Origin of the sequence: Paraburkholderia sp. BL6669N2, from assembly GCF_003387275.1 — a bacterium.
In the GTDB taxonomy this organism is placed as follows: Bacteria; Pseudomonadota; Gammaproteobacteria; order Burkholderiales; family Burkholderiaceae; genus Paraburkholderia.
In genome coordinates this window covers 1,894,140-1,912,165 of record NZ_QUNA01000001.1, presented here as the reverse complement: position 1 = coordinate 1,912,165, position 18,026 = coordinate 1,894,140, and the positions used below count along the sequence as shown (strand labels likewise).

Below are 18,026 nucleotides of genomic sequence, written 5' to 3'. Positions count from 1 at the left end.
CGGCGGATCCGTCGCGCGGTTCGCTCCATTCCATCGTTTTGTTCACCGGCACTGGCTCGCATGAATGATCTGTTGCGCTCGTTCGGACGTGCGCTCGCAAGCGCGCTCCACCCGCGCATGCTCTGGCTGACCTTCATGCCGTTTCTGGCGGCAACGGTCGGGTGGGGCGTGATCCTTTGGTTTTCCTGGCAAACGCTGATCGGCGCGACGCGTACCTGGCTCGAAGGCTGGTCGTTCACGATCACGCTTTATCACCTGTTCGACTGGCTCGGTTTTTCTGCGCTGCATGCAGCGATCGCGCCGTTTATCGTGATCGCGATGGCGATCCCGTTGATTGTCGTCACGGTGCTGCTGCTGATCGCCACACTGTCGATGCCGGCGGTGATCCGCTTCCTGTCGGCGCGGCAATTCCCGAGCCTCGAAATGCGCCGTGGCGGAACGTGGTACGGTAGCCTCGGTCAGGCGCTGTGGACCACGCTGGTGTGTCTGGTGCTGCTGATCGTCACGCTGCCGCTCTGGCTCGTGCCGCCGTTCTTCGCGTTGATTCCTCCGCTCCTGTGGGGCTGGCTGACGTATCGTGTAATGAGCTACGACGCGCTCGCGCTGCATGCCACGCGTGACGAGCGGCGCGCGCTGGTGCGGCGCTTCCGCTTGCCGCTGCTGCTGATCGGCATTGCGAGCGGCTTGCTGGGTTCGCTGCCGACCTTGTTGTGGGTGTCGTCGGTCTGGCTGATCGTGCTGTTCCCGGTGGTCACGGCCGTGACGATCTGGATCTATGCGTTCATCCTCATATTTTCGGCGCTGTGGTTCGGCTACTACTGTTTGCGCGCGCTGCAGCGCATGCGCGCGGAAGAGCACGGCGGCGTGCGGCACGCGGCGCCGGTTCCCTACTGATGCATTACTGACTAAGCGAAAAAGAGGCGGCAATGGCATTTGGCGTCATCATCATCGGCGATGAAATTTTGTCGGGCAGACGTATCGACAAGCATCTGCCGAAGGTCATCGAATTGCTGGGCGCGCGTGGGCTGTCGCTCGGCTGGGCGGAGTACATCGGCGACGATCCGGAGCGCATCACCGCGACGCTGCGGCGCACGTTCGCCTCGGGCGACATCGTGTTCTCCACGGGCGGCATCGGCGCCACCCCGGACGACCACACGCGCCAATGCGCGGCGGCCGCGCTCGGCGTGCCGCTCGAACTGCATCCGGAGGCCGCAAAGCTGATTCAGGAGCGTATCCGCGACATGTATCCGGCGAACGCGGCCGCGCCGCTCGATCTGGAGTCGCCGGAGAATCGGCATCGGCTGAATATGGGCACGTATCCGCAGGGCGCGTCGATCATTCCGAACGGCTACAACAAGATTCCGGGCTTTTCGATCAATCGGCATCACTTCGTGCCGGGCTTTCCGGTGATGGCGTGGCCGATGATCGAGTGGGTGCTGGATACGCAGTACGCCGATCTGCACCACGCCATGCCGCACGCGGAGAAGTCGCTGCTGGTGTTCGAGTTGCCGGAGTCACGCGTCACGCCGCTCATGGAAAAAATCGAACGCGATTTTCCGGGCGTGCGGGTCTTCAGCCTGCCGAGCGTCGGCGATGCGGAACGGGGTGGCGTGTACGCGCGGCATCACATCGATCTGGGCGTGAAGGGCGAGCCCGAAGCGGTGGCGGCGGCGTTCGTCAAGCTGCGGGAAGGCGTGCATCTGCTGGGCGGCGATATCGTCGAGCCCGAGGCGGCGGCTGCGGCGGCGAAGCCGCGCGGCTAATCCGCGCGTTACACGTTTATTCTGGTTCGGGCGCTGCGGCGCCCGTTTTTCATCGCGCTCGTCGCCGATTACGAGCGGGGCAGAGGCGGATCATCGGCCTGTCATATTCAGCGCCGACGATGTGGCTGTCCTTATCTGTGGCAGGCAAATAGCGGCGTTGCGGTCCCGAGAAGCCGCCGCGACTGCCAGCGAGCAATCAGCAAGCAGGCCGCGAGCGGGCAGCGCTCGCATAAGCGCCTTAAAGCGCCACGCAGGCGCTACGCAGCAGCCACCCAACCACCGCACTCACGCGCCGATCCACGGCAACCCGCGAAAGCACCAGCCCGACACCGTCTTCCGATGCCCCTGGCCATCCTTGTCGCCTTCGAAGCCTTCCAGCAGGTCATACGCCTTGGTGAAGCCGGCCTGCGTGGCGGCGATCGCGGCGAGCTTCGAGCGCGCGGCGCTGCGGCACAGGAACAGCACGGGTGTATCGGGCGTGGCGACCTGCTTCAACTGCGCGAGAAATTCCTGGTTCGGCACGGCGCCCGGATAGCGCGTCCATTCCACGTGTGCGTACTGTCCGTCGCCGATCACCGGCCGGCCGACCCAGTCGAGTTCGGCGCGGGTGCGCACATCGACGAGGCGGGTGCGCGGGTCGAGTTGCAGCAGTTCGAACGCTTCGGCGGGCGATATCGCGCCCGCGTACGGCAACTGGTTCTCGCTGCGGCGCTTGTCCGCGCTGGCGTACAACTGTTCGAGCGTGCTCATGAGCGCAAATCTCCTTCGGTCCAAACAACCATTTTAGCGCGCGCGGTGCGGCGCGCGCGTCTTGCACGAACGGCGGAGATAGGCTCCGTCGCAAGCGGACGAATGCGCAAATATGGTGCAAGTTTCGTGAAATGCACCAAAATAAAGATGTCGCCGGTTCCCAATCCGGTGAATGCACGCATTTGGTGCCAGCTCGGACTCGAGGATTTGGGGGCTGCATGCGGTGCGGTGCGCCCATTCCCCGCAATCGCGCGCGCAGTGTGGCTCTGCGCCGGGTTGGCGCACACATGGCACAGAAGCTGCTTTATTGGTGCCGATCGATTTGTCCAGGCAGACTTTTATGTTCCTCCTCAACGATTGAGGGTGGACGCGCCGGGACGGGTCAGCTAGATTGGGCGGCGGCTGAATCCGCCGAATTCGTTAATCAGGAGATAGGTTATGAGTAAATCCGTGGCCGACGTCGTACAACTCGTCAAAGACGAAGACGTCAAGTTTGTCGACTTTCGTTTCACCGACACGCGCGGCAAAGAGCAACACGTTTCGGTGCCGGTGTCGGCATTCGATGAAGACAAGTTCGAAAGCGGCCATGCGTTTGACGGTTCTTCGATTGCCGGCTGGAAGGGCATCGAAGCCTCGGACATGTTGCTGGTCCCGGATGCGAACACGGCTTTCATCGACCCGTTCTACGAAGAATCCACCCTCGTGCTGACCTGCGACGTCGTCGAGCCGGCGGACGGCAAGGGCTACGAGCGCGACCCGCGCTCGCTGGCAAAGCGCGCTGAAGCCTACCTGAAGAGCACGGGCCTCGGCGACACGGCCTTCTTCGGCCCGGAGCCGGAATTCTTCATTTTCGATTCGGTCCAGTGGAACACGGATCAATCGGGCTGCTTCATCAAGATCGGCTCGGAAGAAGCACCGTGGTCGTCGGCGAAGGAATTCGAAGGCGGCAACACCGGCCACCGTCCGGGCACCAAGGGCGGCTATTTCCCGGTCGCTCCGGTCGACACGTTCCAGGACATCCGTTCGGAAATGTGTCTGCTGCTCGAACAGATCGGCATTCCGGTCGAAGTGCATCACCACGAAGTCGCGGGCCAAGGCCAGAACGAAATCGGCACCAAGTTCTCGACGCTGGTGCAACGCGCCGACTGGCTGCAGCAAATGAAGTACATCATCCACAACGTCGCGCACACGTACGGCAAGACGGCAACGTTCATGCCGAAGCCGGTGGTTGGCGATAACGGTTCGGGCATGCACGTTCACCAGTCGATCTGGAAAGACGGCACGAACCTGTTCGCGGGCAACGGTTACGCAGGTCTGTCGGAATTCGCGCTGTTCTACATCGGCGGCATCATCAAGCATGCTCGCGCGCTGAACGCGATCACGAACCCGTCGACGAACTCGTACAAGCGCCTCGTGCCACACTTCGAAGCGCCGGTCAAGCTGGCTTACTCGGCTCGCAACCGTTCGGCATCGATCCGCATTCCGCACGTGTCGAACCCGAAGGGCCGCCGTATCGAAACCCGTTTCCCGGATCCGATGGCGAATCCGTACCTGTGCTTCTCCGCGCTGATGATGGCGGGTCTGGACGGCGTGCAGAACAAGATTCACCCGGGCGAAGCTGCCGACAAGAACCTGTACGACCTGCCGCCGGAAGAGGATGCAAAGATCCCGACCGTGTGCGCCGGCCTCGACCAGGCTCTGGACGCGCTGGACGCGGACCGCGAATTCCTGACGCGCGGTGGCGTGTTCACGGATTCGATGCTCGACGCGTACATCGAACTGAAGACGGGCGAGCTGCAACGCTATCGTCAGTCGGTGCACCCGATCGAGTTCGAAATGTACTACTCGCTGTAAGCGGCCATGGCGCTTCGCCCTTCACACGGCGAAGCGCTTTGCCCGACGCTCGCGATCGGTCACGAAGGGACGGCGGCGCCGTCCCTTTTTCGTTAGGCCGTGCATAACGCTTGCGGCGTATGGGTGTTGTTGAGGTATTGAGCAAAACAGCAGGCGGACTACCTGATTTATCACCATCTCCTATCGGCCGGACTGCAAGATGGTTCTTAAGAATCTGATCAAGGCAAGGAAAGGACACGAGCAGGCGCTCTCGGACGACGCTCAACTCGTCAGCTCCGGTTTGCTGCCGGGCTTCGAGGCGTTGCCGACAGTGGTGCTGGTGCTCGAAAAGCGCACGCTGCGCGTCGCGTTTGCGAATCCGTCGGCGGAGTCGATGCTGGAGCTCTCGCGCCGGCAACTGACGCAAATGGCGTGGCCGGACATCTTCTCGAATGCCGACGAACTGGTCGCGACCATCTCCGCGATCGCCGCCCATCGCTTTCACGCGACGCATCTGGATGCCGTGCTCGAGCGGCCGGCCCACGAGCCGCTGCATGTGCATGCGATCGTCGGCTTCCTGGAAAGCGCGCAAGACTACGTGCTGCTCGAACTGTTCGAAAACGAGCGGCATTTACGCACCGACCGCGAGGAGCGCATCAACGACCTCACGGCGGTCAACAAGCAACTGATCCGCAACCTCGCGCATGAGATCAAGAATCCGCTCGGCGGCATTCGCGGCGCGGCGCAACTGCTGGAGTTCGAACTCGGCGAGCGTCAACGCGATGAGTTGCGCGAGTACACGCAGGTCATCATCAAGGAATCGGACCGGCTGCAAACGCTGGTCGACCGGTTGCTCGAACCGCACCGTCATCCGCATATCGTCGGCGACGTGAACATTCACGAGGTGTGCGAGCGCGTGCGTCAGGTGATTCTCGCGGAGTTTCCGCGCGGCCTCACCATCGAGCGCGATTACGACGTGAGCGTGCCGGACCTGCGCGGCGACAAGGAGCAACTGATCCAGGCGCTCCTGAACATCGTGCGCAACGCGGCTGAAGCGCTGCGCGAACGTATTTCGCAAGGCGATGCGCGAATCGAATTGCGCACCCGCATTGCCCGCAAGATTACCGTGTCGAAACGCTTATGTAAGCTGGCACTGGACTTGCATATCACTGACAACGGCCCAGGCATTCCCGAAGAAATCCGTGACCGCATTTTCTATCCGCTCGTGTCGGGGCGCGAGGACGGCAGCGGTCTTGGACTGACGCTCGCGCAGACCTTCGTGCAACAGCATGACGGTTTGATCGAAGTGGATAGCCGCCCGGGCCACACCGAGTTTCAGATTCTGCTGCCGCTCAACTGCTAACACCATACGTACTCAAACGTACTCAAGACTTCTGACCGACCCATATGAAGCCGATCTGGATAGTAGACGACGATCAATCGATTCGCTGGGTGCTCGAAAAAGCACTGGCCCGCGAAAACTTCGCGACTCGCAGCTTCGCGAACGTGCGCGAGGCGTCGGCCGCGCTCGAACATGAGAGTCCGCAAGTGCTGGTGTCCGACATCCGGATGCCTGGCGGCTCCGGCCTCGAATTGCTGCAAACCGTGCGCGACAAGGTGCCGGGCTTGCCCGTCATCATCATGACGGCGTTCTCGGATCTGGATAGCGCGGTCGCCGCGTTTCAGGGCGGCGCGTTCGAATACCTCGCCAAGCCGTTCGACGTCGACAAGGCGGTCGAACTGATCCGCCGTGCCGTCGACGAAAGCATGCGCGGCGAACAGACGTGGGACGAGCGCGTCACCGAAGCACCGGAAATGCTCGGCCAGGCACCAGCGATGCAGGATATGTTCCGCGCCATCGGCCGCTTGTCCCATTCTGCGGCAACCGTGCTCATTACCGGCGAATCAGGCACCGGGAAGGAACTGGTCGCGCGTGCGTTGCACCGACATAGCCCACGCGCGAACGGTCCCTTCATCGCACTGAACACTGCCGCGATTCCAAAAGATCTGTTGGAATCCGAATTATTCGGCCACGAGCGCGGCGCCTTTACCGGCGCGCAGGCCATGCGCCAGGGCCGTTTCGAACAGGCCGAGAACGGCACATTGTTTCTCGATGAAATCGGCGATATGCCGTTCGATCTGCAGACGCGTCTATTGCGGGTGTTGTCGGACGGGCAGTTCTATCGCGTGGGCGGCCACAATCCGTTGCGCGCCAATGTGCGTGTGATCGCGGCGACGCACCAGAATCTCGAATCGCGCGTGCGTCAGGGTCTGTTCCGCGAGGACTTGTATCACCGCCTCAATGTGATCCGCTTGCGCTTGCCGGCTTTGCGCGAACGTAGCGAGGACATTCCGCTGCTCACACGGCACTTTCTGCAAAAGAGCGCACGCGATCTCGGCGTCGAGCCGAAGCGCGTGTCCGAAGAGGCGCTGGCTTATCTCGCGTCGTTGCCGTTTCCTGGCAACGTGCGTCAATTGGAGAACCTCGCCAACTGGCTCACGGTGATGGCGCCGGCGCAGACCATCGAGATCAAGGACCTGCCGCCTGATCTCGGTCCCGCGCAAGCGGGCGTGAGCGATCTGACCGGCGGTGGCGGCGGGGCGATCGGCGCGGGTGATGCGACTCTCGCGAGCGGCGTGCCGGTCAACGGCGCAAGTGCGGCAACGCATCCGGCCGCGGCGGGCGGCATGCCGGTCGCGACTACCGTGAGCGCCTGGGAAGGCGGCTTACGCACGGAAGTCGCGCGAATGTTGCGCGAGAATGCCGCGGACGTCATGGACGAACTCGCGCGCCGTTTCGAAGCGGCGGTGATTCGCGAAGCGCTCGACTTCACGCGTGGCCGCAAGGTCGAAGCGGCGGAGCGTCTCGGCATTGGCCGCAATACGATTACGCGCAAGATTCAGGAACTCAATCTCGAGCCCTGAGTGTCTGATTGCAGAGCGGGGCGGCGCGGGAGCCGCGCCGCTCATTCGCTTGTCGAACGAGTCACGCGCTTCCGCAAGGCATAATCAACGCTGTTTTCATTCGACAGCCGACGATGCCCGCACCTCGCACTCTCACCGCTCCTTTCTCCTGGCCGCTTTCCCCCGATCCCTTCCTGTCGCTCGAAGCGCTCGACGACCCTGACGCGCTCGCGTGGGTCGAACAGCAGAACGCGCGCACGCGCGCCGCGTGGTGCAGCAGCGCGGAGTTCGCCTCGCTCAGGCAGCGGCTTGCTGACGCCTATCTGCCGCGCGAACGTCCGGTGATTCCCGATCGCTGGAAAGAGTGGGCTTACGACCTGTGGCAGGACGAGCGCAATCCCAAGGGCATCTGGCGGCGTACGACGTGGGCGGCGTGGCGTGGCGGCAAACCGGAGTGGCAGAACCTGCTCGACTTCGACGCGCTCGGCGCCGCTGAAGGCACGCCCTGGGTGTGCGCGGAACTGGATATCCTCTATCCCGATGGCGACCGCGCGCTGATCACGCTGTCGCCGGGCGGCTCGGACGCGCTCGTGGTGCGCGAGTTCGATATCGACGCGCGACGCTTCGTCGACGACGGTTTTGTGATCGCGAAGGCCGGCAAGCACACGGCGTCGTGGGTCGATCGGGACACGCTTTACGTCGGCTGGGATAACGGCCGCAAGAGCCTGACGCGCTCCGGTTATCCGCGCGAAGTGCGGCGCTGGACGCGCGGCACGGCGCTCGCCGACGCGCATGTGGTGTTCAAGGGCGCGTTCGGCGATATCGGCGTGGAAGCGCACTACGATCCGGTCGAACAGCGGCATACGGTGGTGAGTAGTGTCGAATTCTTCGATTCGCACACGTACTACCTCGATGGCGCCCAAGGGGCCGCCGACGCATGGCGCCGCTACGAGGTGCCGTCGCACGTCGCGGTGAGCGGCTGGCAAGGCTGGCTGTTGCTTGAGCCGCGGCTCGATTGGGATTGCAATGGCGTGCACTATCCGGGCGGCGCGTTGCTGGCGATTCGCGAAGATGCGTTCCTGCGCGGTGAGCGCGACGTACTGCCGCTATTCACGCCGACACCGCAAACGTCGGCCTGTGAGTGGACGCATACGCTCAACCACCTGATCGTGTCGTATCTGGAAGATGTGCGGAACAAGACCTTGCTATTGACGCCGTCGCAAGCCGACAACCAGGCATGGCATTGGCAGCAGCGCGTTTTTCCGACGCGCGACGACGCGCAAGCCGACGTGTCGCCCGTCGAGCCGACGCTCGACGACGAGGTGTTCGTCGACACCGACGATTATCTTCAGCCGCCTGCGTACTGGCTCGCCGACCTCGCGCGCGACGATCTGAGCGAATGGGAATTGCTCGACCGCTGGCCGACGCAATTCGACGCCACGCAGTTCGCCGTCACGCGCGGTCACGCTGTTTCCGCGGACGGCACGCGCGTGCCGTACACCGTTGTCGGCCCGCGCGATGCGCAACAGCACGCGCGCCCATGCCTGCTCAACGGCTACGGCGGCTTTGCGATTCCGTTGCTGCCGAGCTATCTCACCGGGCAAGGCATTGGCTGGCTGGCGCGCGGCGGCGTGTACGTGGTCGCGCATATTCGCGGCGGCGGCGAATTCGGCACGCGCTGGCATACGGCCGCGCAAGGCGAGCATCGGCAGCGTGCGTTCGACGATTTCATCGCGGTGGCCGAGGCGTTGATCGACACGGGCGTGACGAGCGCTACGCAACTCGGCATTCAGGGTGGCAGCAACGGCGGCCTGCTGGTGGCGGCGTGCATGGTGCAGCGCCCCGAGCTGTTCGGCGCCGTGGTGTGCGAGGTGCCTTTGCTCGACATGCGCCGCTACCATCTGCTGCATGCGGGCGCGTCATGGATCGACGAATATGGCGACCCCGACGAGCCCGATGAGGCAGGCATGCTGGCCGCTTACTCGCCGTATCACCGTGTGGCGGCGAACGTTGCGTATCCGCCTGTGCTGTTCACCACATCGACGGCCGACGACCGTGTGCATCCCGGTCATGCGCGCAAGATGGCCGCGCATATGCAGGCGTTGGGCGCGCAGCACGTGTGGTATCGGGAGAACACGGAGGGCGGGCACGGCGGCTCCGATGAACTGGAGCAGGCCGAGCATGATGCGATGGTGTTCGAATTCCTGTGGCGTACGTTGAACCCGTCGACGCAGGCCTGACGCTGTGACGAAAGATCAACCGAGCTGCGCGACGACCGGCGCGTGGTCCGACGGCTGTTCCCACTTGCGCGGCACCTTGTCCACATCGCACGACGAGCACACGTCGGCCAGCGCCTTCGACAGCAGGATGTGGTCGATACGCAGCCCCGCGTTGCGGCGGAACGCCATCATCCGGTAGTCCCACCACGAGTAGATCTTCTCCGGCTGCTCGAACTGGCGGAATGCGTCGAGAAGACCGAGCTCGATGAGCCGCACGAACGCGGCGCGTTCTTCGGGCGATACCAGGTTCTGGCCTTCCCACGCTTTCGGGTCGTGCACGTCGCGATCTTCCGGCGCGATGTTGTAGTCGCCGAGCAGCGCGAGCTTCGGATGCAGCGCCATCTCGCTCGCGATCCAGTCGTGCAGCGCAGCAAGCCAGCGCAGTTTGTACGCGAACTTGTCGGTGCCCGGCGCCTGGCCGTTGGGGAAATACGCGGAGATAATGCGCACGCCTTCGATGGTCGCGGCAATCACACGTTGCTGCGGATCTTCAAAGCCCGGAATATTCCGCACGATGCTCGCTTCGTCGACCGTCAGGCCGGCGCGCACCACAATGCCGACGCCGTTATAGGTCTTCTGGCCGGCGAACCAGCTGCGGTAGCCCTTCTCTTCGAGTTCGGCGCGCGGGAATTTTTCGTCGGGCAGCTTCAGTTCCTGAAGGCACAGCACGTCGGTGCCGCTGGTTTCGAGCCAGTCGATCACATGCTGCTGGCGGACTTTAAGGGAGTTGACGTTCCAGGTGGCGATTTTCATGACATTCTCTTTTTCTTGCGTAATTCCGATAGTTCCGCATCTTATCGCGCGAACGAGGCGGTAGTGAAAATGGTCCTGTCGCGGCATCGAAAATAAAAGCGCGAGGCGCCCATGCCGCGGCGTATAGTGAGACGACTCACACTCGCGCTTGTGCGCATCGGGGAGGCATCATGGCCGAACTTTACCCAGCTCTTTATAAGGACTTCGAAGTGCATCCGCTGGTGTTTTCGCGAGCATTCGACAAGTTCGACGGACACAAGCGGCACTCCGAAGGCTATGACGTCGCGGTGCGCGTCTGCCGGCCGGGCGCGATCAGCGGCTCGAAGGCGAGCCGCGTATTTCGTCTCGTGCTGCCGCTCACGTTCTCCGATTTCGGCGTGGCTAAACGCAGCGCGAGCCAGTACGGCGCGGACATTATCGACGGTAAGGTGGAAGGCGCGACGGTCCAGGATCTGTGAGCCGCGTGTGCGTCATTTCACGAGCATGAAATAATTCGCGCGATTGTTTGACGTCTTGCGAACATCTCTATACAATCCGTTTTCTCTGACGCGGGGTGGAGCAGTCTGGCAGCTCGTCGGGCTCATAACCCGAAGGTCGTAGGTTCAAATCCTACCCCCGCAACCAAGCATTGTTGAAAGCCCGCTGGCGCAAGCCACGCGGGCTTTTTAACTTGTGCGGCGTGCGCGTGCGTTGAAGCACGCGCGCCCATCCACCTTCACTCCGCATCAATCGCCCATTCCACCGCCGCTTGCGCATGCAACGCAGTCGTATCGAACACGGGCAACGCAGAATCTTCCGGCTTGATCAGCAACGTGATCTCGGTGCAGCCGAGAATCACCGCCTGCGCGCCACGCGCGGCCAGCGCTTCGATCACGCGCTGATACACCGCGCGCGAAGCGTCGTTCACTTTGCCGTGGCATAGCTCGTCGTAAATGATGCGATGCACGTCCGCGCGTTCGGCTTCGTCGGGAATCACGGTCTCGAGGCCGTAGCGCTCGCGCAGCCGCCCCGTGTAGAAAGTTTGCTCCATCGTATAGCGCGTGCCCAGCAAGCCGACCCGCTCGACGCCTGCCGCGCGCAGCGCGCTGCCGGTCGGATCGGCGATATGCAGGAAGGGCACGTCGATCGCCGCTTCGATCGATTCATACACGCGATGCATCGTGTTGGTCGCCAGCATCACCAGATCGGCGCCGCCGCGTTCGAGTTGGCGCGCGGCGTCGGCCATCTGCTGGCCGAGCGCGGTCCAGTCGCCCGCGCGCTGGTTCGCTTCGATCGGCGCGAAGTCGACGGTGAGCATCAGGCTGCGCGCGTTGTGGTGGCCGCCCAGGCGCGCTTTGGCGTGGCGGTTGAGGAGCTTGTAATACTCGGTGGACGATTCCCAGCTCATCCCGCCGATCACGCCGATCGTTTTCATATGACTGCTCCGTGAGTGGATGACGGCGCGGCATCGACCGTCTGTCCGGCGAGTATAGGCGGGCGGCGCCATGCACTGCCGGTACGGATCGTGCGCCGCTCGCCGGTACGCCCAGACAAAAACGTCGAACGAAAACGTCGAACGAAATCGCCGCCACGCGCTTTCTGACGCCGATAGAATCGTAATCAATCAGGACGGGATCAAAGGGAGCGATAGATGGATCTGATCATCCGCCGCGCGATGCTGCCGCCGGGCGCCGCGCCGCAACACGAGGTGCCGGTTGACATCGGCATTGAAGCGGGCCGCATCGTTGCGGTCGAGCCGAATCTGGCCGCTAGCGCGCGTGAAGAAATCGAAGCCGCGGGCTCGCTCGTCACACCGCCGTTCGTCGATCCGCATTTCCATATGGACGCAACGCTCTCGTACGGTCTGCCGCGTGTGAACGCGTCGGGCACGCTGCTCGAAGGCATCGCGTTGTGGGGCGAACTGAAGCCGGATTTGACGCAGGAGGCGTTGATCGAGCGCGCGCTGCAGTATTGCGACTGGGCCGTCGCGCGCGGATTGCTGGCCATCCGCAGCCACGTGGATGTGTGCGACCCGCGCCTGCTCGCGGTCGAGGCGCTGGTCGAAGTGAAACGCCGCGTCGCGCCGTATCTCGACCTGCAACTGGTGGCCTTTCCGCAAGACGGCGTGCTGCGCAGCCCGGGCGCTTTCGAGAACCTCAAGCGCTCGATCGCGATGGGTGTGGACGTGGTCGGCGGCATCCCGCATTTCGAGCGCACCATGGCAGACGGCGCGCAGTCTGTGCGCCTCTTGTGCGAGTACGCGGCGGAGCAGGGCTTGCGCGTCGACATGCATTGCGACGAATCGGACGATCCGATGTCGCGGCACATCGAGACGCTCGCGGCCGAAACGAACCGGCTCGGTTTGCACGGGCGCGTCACCGGTTCGCATCTGACCTCGATGCATTCCATGGACAACTACTACGTCAGCAAGCTGCTGCCGCTGATGCGCGAGTCGGGCGTCGCGGCAATCGCGAATCCGCTGATCAACATCACGCTGCAAGGCCGCAGTGACACGTATCCGAAACGGCGCGGCATGACGCGCGTACCGGAGATGATGGCGGCCGGCATCAACGTCGCGTTCGGCCACGATTGCGTGATGGACCCCTGGTATAGCCTGGGTTCGGGCGACATGCTCGAAGTCGCGCACATGGGCTTGCATGTGGCGCAGATGACGGGCGTCGACGGTATGCGCGCCTGTTTCGACGCGGTGACGGTGAACGCCGCGCGCATTCTCGGTCTGGAAGGCTACGGCATCGCGCCGGGATGCGCGGCCAATCTGGTGCTGCTCGACGCGCGCGATCCGGTGGAAGCCATCCGCTTGCGCGCCGCGCGCCTCGCGGTGGTGAGCCGCGGCAAGGTGGTGAGCCGCGCGCCGGCTGCGCGCGCGGCGCTGTCGCTCGAAGGCCGGCCCGCGCAAGTGGATTTCAAACTGCATCGCGGCTGATCGCAGCGAGGCTCGGAGCTTCGCGCGAAACAAAAAAACCGGTGCCTGCATAACGCAGGTCACCGGTCTTTTATCGGCGCATGCAGAGCGCCGACGCTTGCATCAACCGATCAATGCGCCGCGCCCGGCGACATGCCGTTGTGACGCAGCAAAGCGTCGATATTCGGCTCGCGGCCGCGGAACGCCTTGAACGATTCCATCGCCGGGCGGCTGCCGCCCACTTCCAGAATCTCCTTGCGGTAACGCATGCCGGTCGCCTGATCGAGCACGCTGCCGCTCGCCGTTTGCGCCGCTTCTTCGAATGCCGCGTAGGCGTCGGCGGAAAGCACTTCAGCCCACTTGTAGCTGTAGTAGCCGGCCGCATAACCGCCCGCGAAAATATGGCTGAACGTATTCGGCCAACGCGAGAACGGCGCTTGCGGCACGACATGGAAGCGCTCGTTGATTTCGCTTGCGAGTTCGGTGGCGTTCTTCGTGCCGGACGCGTCGAAGCCGGTATGCAACTGCATGTCGAACATCGAGAAAACGATCTGGCGCAGCGTGCCCAGGCCGCTCTGGAAGTTCTTCGCGGCGAGCATCTTGTCGAACAGATCGCGCGGCAACGGCTTGGCGGTTTCGACGTGCGAGGTCATGTCGCTCAGCACGTCCCACTCCCAGCAGAAGTTCTCCATGAATTGCGAGGGCAGTTCGACCGCGTCCCACTCGACGCCGTTGATGCCCGACACGCCTAGCTCATCGACGCGCGTCAGCATGTGATGCAAACCGTGGCCGAACTCATGGAACAGCGTGATGACTTCGTCGTGCGTGAAGCAGGCGGGCTTGCCGCCGACCGGCGCCGAGAAGTTGCAGGTCAGATACGCGACCGGCGTTTGCACGCTGCCGTGCGTGTGCTTGTGACGGCCGCGCGCGTCGTCCATCCAGGCGCCGCCGCGTTTGCCTTCGCGCGCATACAGATCGAGGTAGAACTGCGCGACGAGGCCGCCGTCCTGATTCTCGACGCGGAAAAAGCGCACGTCCGGATGCCACACGGCCGCTTCGTCGCGACGGATACGCACGCCGAAAAGTGTCTCCGTGACCTTGAAAAGACCCTTGAACACGGCGTCTTCCGGGAAGTACTGTTTGACTTCGTTCTCGGAGAACGAATAGCGCTTCTGACGCAGACGCTCGGCGGCGAACGTCATGTCCCACGGTTGCAGTTCGGTCATGCCCAGTTCGTTGGCAGCGAACTCGCGCAGTTCTTTCCAGTCCTGCTCGGCATGCGGACGCGCACGCGTGGCGAGGTCTTCCAGGAAGCTCATCACCTGGGCGGGCGACTCGGCCATTTTCGGCGCGAGCGAGACTTCGGCGAAGTTGTTGAAGCCGAGCATATGCGCTTCTTCGGCGCGTAGTTTCAGCTGGTCGGCGAGCACGGCGGTGTTGTCCCACTCGGGCTTGCCGTTGCCGTATTGCGGGCCGAGCTCGGAGGCGCGCGTGACATAGGCGCGATACATCGCTTCGCGCATCGGACGATTTTCCGAGTACTGCATGACCGGGAAATACGACGGGAAGTGCAGCGTGAACTTGTAGCCGGTTTTGCCTTCGCGTTCGGCCGCTTCCTTCGCGCCTTCGATCACGTCTTCGGGCAAACCGGCCAGTTCCGCTTCATTGCCGGCTTCGACGATGTACGCGTAAGCGTTGGTCGCATCGAGCACGTGATCGGAAAACGCTTTCGAGAGCGCCGCCTGGCGCTCCTGCAATTCGGCGAAATGGGGCTTCTGGTCTTCCGGCAATTCCGCGCCGGACAGGCGGAAATCGCGCAGCGCATTGCCGAGGATCTTCTTGCGCTCGCCGGTCAGCGATTCGAACTCGACGCTGGCATTCAACGCCTTGTACTTCTCGTACAGCGCGAGATTCTGCCCGACGCTCGACCAGAACTCGGTGACGCGCGGCAGATTCTCGCCGTACACGGCGCGCAGTTCGGGCGTGTCGGCAACCGCGTTCAGATGGCCGACCACGCTCCACGCGCGCGACAACGGTTCGGTGGCGCGCTCGACCGGTTCGACCACGTCGGCCCACGAGGCGGGCGTGATCGGCTGGGCAGCGCGCTCGACGGCGGCGGCCGCATCGGCGAGCAGTACATCGAGGGCGGGCGTGACGTGTTCGGGGCGGATTTCGCCAAAGCGCGGCAGGTCGGAGAAATCGAGGAGCGGATTGTCGTGATTCGAGGCGGTAGTGGACATGAGGCTTCCTGTCTGACGCGGGTGAACGGGTAATCGGTGCATCGACGGGCGGCCCCCGAGGGGACTGCCTTCGGGGCGCGCGCTATGACGCCCCATAACAGCCGATACAGACATTATTGGGGCAGGGCGCGTTGATTCCAATCCGTCGGCAGACAAATTATCCGATGTCGCGGCCCGGTGCGCGAGCGCGACATCGCAGCCGAGCGCCCCGCGCGCCGAAATTCGCCGCTGTGCTCTGTGCGAAAGCGCACGGTTTCGATTGCTGCTATGCGGCAATGTGGAGCGTCGCTGTCGGTCGGCGGGGTTTTTTGCAAAGAGGTATCGATGAATCCGCTTTCGGACGCTCTCGCGCACAAGGGCAACAATTTCGATCTGGTGCGGCTGTTCGCCGCCGTTGCCGTCGTGTATGGCCATTCGTATGTGCTTCAGGCGCCCGACGGCAGCACGGACTGGGTCCAGAACGCGCTGGGTTTCGACGGTTTCGGCGCGCTGGGCGTCTACGCCTTCTTTCTGCTGAGCGGCATGCTGGTGACCGCTAGCTTCGACCGGCAGCGGTCCGTGCCGCGCTTCGCCGTGTTGCGCATCGCGCGGATCTGGCCGGCGGTGGCGGCCGGGTCGCTGGTGACGGTGTTCATCGTCGGTCCGCTTTTCACGACGCTGCCGCTGCGTGAGTATTTCGCTTCCGGTATGACGTGGACCAATCTCGACAACTTCTCGACCATCGTGCGCTCGGCCGGCTGGGCGCTGCCCGGCGTGTTCGAGCACAACCGTTATCCGGTCGACATTTGCGGTCCGCTCTGGACGCTGCCGGTCGAAGTGCGCTGCTATCTGCTCGTGCTCCTGACCGGCATGGTGGGTTTGCTGTCCAGCTCGCGCGGTGTCGTGGTCGCGGCCGCGCTCGGCTGCACCTTCTTCATGCTGCATGTGGATCACACGCATTGGCAGATCGGCTTGCGCGATTTCAGCGAAACGCCCGACGGCTATTCGTTCTGGCCGGAGCCGTTTTTCATGTTGGGCATGCTGCTGTACGGCTGGCGTGAACGGATCGACATCAACGGATTGACTGCGCTGGGGTTCACGATGGTGTTTCTGGTGTTCCGCGACACCGCCGGCGCGCAGCCGCTGTTCTATCTGGCCTTCGTGTATGGCGTGCTGTGGATCGGCACGACGCCGCTCCTGCGGCGCTTCGTGCCGCGTCACGATTATTCGTACGGCATCTATCTGTACGGCTTCATGGTGCAGCAATGCGTCGCGAACATCGCGCCGCAGTTGAGCCATGTGACGGCCGTGTTGATCGCCGCGCCGTTCATTCTGCTGTGCGCGGCGCTGTCGTGGCACTTCGTGGAGCGGCCGGTGCTGAAGTGGTGCCGCGGGCGTCTGGCGCGGCCCTCGACGCCGCTGGCCGCGGGCATGCCGGCTGGCGATCAGGCCGTGCGCTGAGATCTGGTGAGATGCGTTGACGTATGAGGCGCGCGCGGCGTCGATGGATGCGGATGCCTTGACAATACGCCGAGGCAGCAAGATCGCGAAGCCGGCGAGGGTGCTTCACCGGCGTTCAGAGGATCGATGCGAGCGCTGAGAACTGTGGGGCGCGTTAGCGCCGACGAATGTCGATACCCTGGCACGACGCCAAGGCCGTAAAGTCCGCGAAGCCGGCGAAGACGCTTCGCCGGCTTTTCTTCTACCGCTTTACGCGTTCGCTGCCGCTTCGCGCTCGGCGGCTTCGATCGTGTTGACGAGCAGCATGGTGATGGTCATCGGGCCGACGCCGCCCGGCACGGGCGTGATGTAGCCGGCCACTTCCTTGACGCCCGCGAAATCCACATCGCCGCACAGCTTGCCGGCTTCGTCGCGATTCATGCCGACGTCGATCACCGCCGCGCCCGGTTTCACCATCTCTGCCGTGAGAATGTTGCGCAAGCCGGTGGCGGCGACTACGACGTCCGCGTTGCGGGTGTGAGCGGCCAGATCGCGCGTCTTGCTATGGCAGATCGTGACGGTCGCGCCGGCTTCGAGCAGCAGCAACGCCATCGGCTTGCCGACGATGTTCGAGCGGCCGATCACCACCGCGTTCGCGCCTTGCAGCGGAATCTCGTAAGCGGCGAGCATTTTCATCACGCCGTACGGCGTGCACGGACGGAACAACGGCTGGCCGGTCATCAGCGCGCCCGCGTTGGCGACGTGAAAACCGTCCACGTCCTTTTCCGGCGCGATCGCCTCGATCACCTTGTGGCTGTCGATATGCGGCGGCAGCGGCAGTTGCACCAGAATGCCGTGAATGCGCGGGTCGCGGTTCAGTTCGTCGATGCGCGCGAGCAGTTCGGCTTCCGGCAGGTCGGCCGGATAGCGGTCGAACGACGAGCCGAGCCCGTTGTCGTGGCACGCCTTCACTTTGTTGCGCACATACACTTCACTGGCCGGATTGTCGCCGACCAGCACCACCGCGAGGCCCGGCTGATGCCCGCGGGCGGTGAGGGCGGCGGCGCGCGCGGCGACATCGGCGCGCAGGGTCTTGGAAAGGGCTAGGCCGTCGATCAGTTTGGCAGTCATGGTCGGGTCGAGATGGGCAGTTTGGAAAGCGGGGCGGGGCGCAGACGCTTGT

14 protein-coding genes and 1 tRNA gene are annotated in these 18,026 nt (G+C 63.6%); 10 read left to right on the top strand and 5 right to left on the bottom strand.

Annotated features, from left to right (window positions below; genetic code table 11):
- Positions 1–60 precede the first annotated feature (60 nt).
- Together B0G80_RS08790 and B0G80_RS08785 are read left to right on the top strand one after the other, a co-directional pair.
- A complete protein-coding gene (locus B0G80_RS08790; RefSeq protein ID WP_106279395.1) occupies positions 61–894 on the top strand; it encodes an EI24 domain-containing protein in 834 nt (277 codons plus the stop codon).
- A 32-nt stretch (positions 895–926) separates the two neighbouring features.
- Complete coding sequence (locus B0G80_RS08785) at positions 927–1,763, top strand: molybdopterin-binding protein (protein WP_106279397.1); 837 nt, start codon at positions 927–929, stop codon at positions 1,761–1,763.
- A gap of 285 nt (positions 1,764–2,048) precedes the next feature.
- Here the strand turns inward: B0G80_RS08785 and B0G80_RS08780 are convergent, their stop codons facing one another.
- Positions 2,049–2,513: a rhodanese-like domain-containing protein gene (locus B0G80_RS08780; RefSeq protein ID WP_106279399.1), complete on the bottom strand. Its 465-nt coding sequence runs from the start codon at positions 2,511–2,513 to the stop codon at positions 2,049–2,051.
- Positions 2,514–2,951: 438 nt separating this feature from the next.
- Here B0G80_RS08780 and glnA point away from each other — a divergent pair, with 438 nt between their 5' ends.
- The 4 genes from glnA to B0G80_RS08760 all read left to right on the top strand — a co-directional run bounded on the left by glnA (position 2,952) and on the right by B0G80_RS08760 (position 9,490).
- On the top strand, positions 2,952–4,367 hold the full coding sequence (gene glnA / locus B0G80_RS08775) for a type I glutamate--ammonia ligase (RefSeq protein WP_073427532.1): 1,416 nt from the start codon (positions 2,952–2,954) through the stop codon (positions 4,365–4,367).
- A gap of 199 nt (positions 4,368–4,566) precedes the next feature.
- Entirely contained in the window at positions 4,567–5,709 is a 1,143-nt protein-coding gene (gene glnL / locus B0G80_RS08770; RefSeq protein ID WP_116117728.1) for a nitrogen regulation protein NR(II), read from the top strand.
- Positions 5,710–5,753: 44 nt separating this feature from the next.
- Positions 5,754–7,271, top strand: a complete 1,518-nt coding sequence (gene ntrC / locus B0G80_RS08765) for a nitrogen regulation protein NR(I) (RefSeq protein WP_116117727.1) — start codon at positions 5,754–5,756, stop codon at positions 7,269–7,271.
- A gap of 113 nt (positions 7,272–7,384) precedes the next feature.
- Positions 7,385–9,490, top strand: coding sequence for a prolyl oligopeptidase family protein (locus B0G80_RS08760; RefSeq protein WP_116117726.1), 2,106 nt, complete (start codon positions 7,385–7,387; stop codon positions 9,488–9,490).
- Positions 9,491–9,505: 15 nt separating this feature from the next.
- Here the strand turns inward: B0G80_RS08760 and xth are convergent, their stop codons facing one another.
- Positions 9,506–10,282 (bottom strand): exodeoxyribonuclease III, encoded by a 777-nt coding sequence (gene xth / locus B0G80_RS08755; protein ID WP_116117725.1) that lies wholly within the window; start codon positions 10,280–10,282, stop codon positions 9,506–9,508.
- Positions 10,283–10,452: 170 nt separating this feature from the next.
- Here xth and B0G80_RS08750 point away from each other — a divergent pair, with 170 nt between their 5' ends.
- Positions 10,453–10,740 carry a hypothetical protein gene (locus B0G80_RS08750; RefSeq protein ID WP_106279408.1) on the top strand — a complete coding sequence of 96 codons (288 nt, stop codon included), beginning with the start codon at positions 10,453–10,455 and terminating at the stop codon, positions 10,738–10,740.
- 89 nt (positions 10,741–10,829) lie between these two features.
- Positions 10,830–10,906, top strand: a tRNA-Met gene (locus B0G80_RS08745).
- 91 nt (positions 10,907–10,997) lie between these two features.
- Here the strand turns inward: B0G80_RS08745 and B0G80_RS08740 are convergent.
- Positions 10,998–11,696 (bottom strand): aspartate/glutamate racemase family protein, encoded by a 699-nt coding sequence (locus B0G80_RS08740; protein ID WP_116117724.1) that lies wholly within the window; start codon positions 11,694–11,696, stop codon positions 10,998–11,000.
- A 216-nt stretch (positions 11,697–11,912) separates the two neighbouring features.
- On the opposite strand from B0G80_RS08740, the gene B0G80_RS08735 reads away from it, so the two are divergent.
- Positions 11,913–13,205, top strand: coding sequence for an amidohydrolase family protein (locus B0G80_RS08735; RefSeq protein ID WP_116117723.1), 1,293 nt, complete (start codon positions 11,913–11,915; stop codon positions 13,203–13,205).
- Positions 13,206–13,315: 110 nt separating this feature from the next.
- Here B0G80_RS08735 and B0G80_RS08730 read toward each other — a convergent pair whose 3' ends face one another.
- Complete coding sequence (locus B0G80_RS08730) at positions 13,316–15,424, bottom strand: M3 family metallopeptidase (protein ID WP_116117722.1); 2,109 nt, start codon at positions 15,422–15,424, stop codon at positions 13,316–13,318.
- Positions 15,425–15,748: 324 nt separating this feature from the next.
- On the opposite strand from B0G80_RS08730, the gene B0G80_RS08725 reads away from it, so the two are divergent.
- Positions 15,749–16,864 carry an acyltransferase gene (locus B0G80_RS08725; protein WP_116117721.1) on the top strand — a complete coding sequence of 372 codons (1,116 nt, stop codon included), beginning with the start codon at positions 15,749–15,751 and terminating at the stop codon, positions 16,862–16,864.
- Positions 16,865–17,113: 249 nt separating this feature from the next.
- On the opposite strand, the gene folD is transcribed toward B0G80_RS08725, so the two are convergent.
- Complete coding sequence (gene folD, locus B0G80_RS08720; RefSeq protein WP_106309215.1) at positions 17,114–17,974, bottom strand: bifunctional methylenetetrahydrofolate dehydrogenase/methenyltetrahydrofolate cyclohydrolase FolD; 861 nt, start codon at positions 17,972–17,974, stop codon at positions 17,114–17,116.
- Between the last annotated feature and the right edge of the window lie 52 nt (positions 17,975–18,026).

Coding starts and splice junctions, on each gene's coding strand:
- B0G80_RS08785 (WP_106279397.1), top strand. CDS start 927: ATGGCATTTGGCGTCATCATCATCGGCGATGAAATTTTGTCGGGCAGA.
- B0G80_RS08780 (WP_106279399.1), bottom strand. CDS start 2,513: ATGAGCACGCTCGAACAGTTGTACGCCAGCGCGGACAAGCGCCGCAGC.
- folD (WP_106309215.1), bottom strand. CDS start 17,974: ATGACTGCCAAACTGATCGACGGCCTAGCCCTTTCCAAGACCCTGCGC.
- glnL (WP_116117728.1), top strand. CDS start 4,567: ATGGTTCTTAAGAATCTGATCAAGGCAAGGAAAGGACACGAGCAGGCG.
- glnA (WP_073427532.1), top strand. CDS start 2,952: ATGAGTAAATCCGTGGCCGACGTCGTACAACTCGTCAAAGACGAAGAC.
- B0G80_RS08750 (WP_106279408.1), top strand. CDS start 10,453: ATGGCCGAACTTTACCCAGCTCTTTATAAGGACTTCGAAGTGCATCCG.
- B0G80_RS08735 (WP_116117723.1), top strand. CDS start 11,913: ATGGATCTGATCATCCGCCGCGCGATGCTGCCGCCGGGCGCCGCGCCG.
- B0G80_RS08725 (WP_116117721.1), top strand. CDS start 15,749: ATGAATCCGCTTTCGGACGCTCTCGCGCACAAGGGCAACAATTTCGAT.
- B0G80_RS08740 (WP_116117724.1), bottom strand. CDS start 11,696: ATGAAAACGATCGGCGTGATCGGCGGGATGAGCTGGGAATCGTCCACC.
- B0G80_RS08790 (WP_106279395.1), top strand. CDS start 61: ATGAATGATCTGTTGCGCTCGTTCGGACGTGCGCTCGCAAGCGCGCTC.
- B0G80_RS08760 (WP_116117726.1), top strand. CDS start 7,385: ATGCCCGCACCTCGCACTCTCACCGCTCCTTTCTCCTGGCCGCTTTCC.
- B0G80_RS08730 (WP_116117722.1), bottom strand. CDS start 15,424: ATGTCCACTACCGCCTCGAATCACGACAATCCGCTCCTCGATTTCTCC.
- ntrC (WP_116117727.1), top strand. CDS start 5,754: ATGAAGCCGATCTGGATAGTAGACGACGATCAATCGATTCGCTGGGTG.
- xth (WP_116117725.1), bottom strand. CDS start 10,282: ATGAAAATCGCCACCTGGAACGTCAACTCCCTTAAAGTCCGCCAGCAG.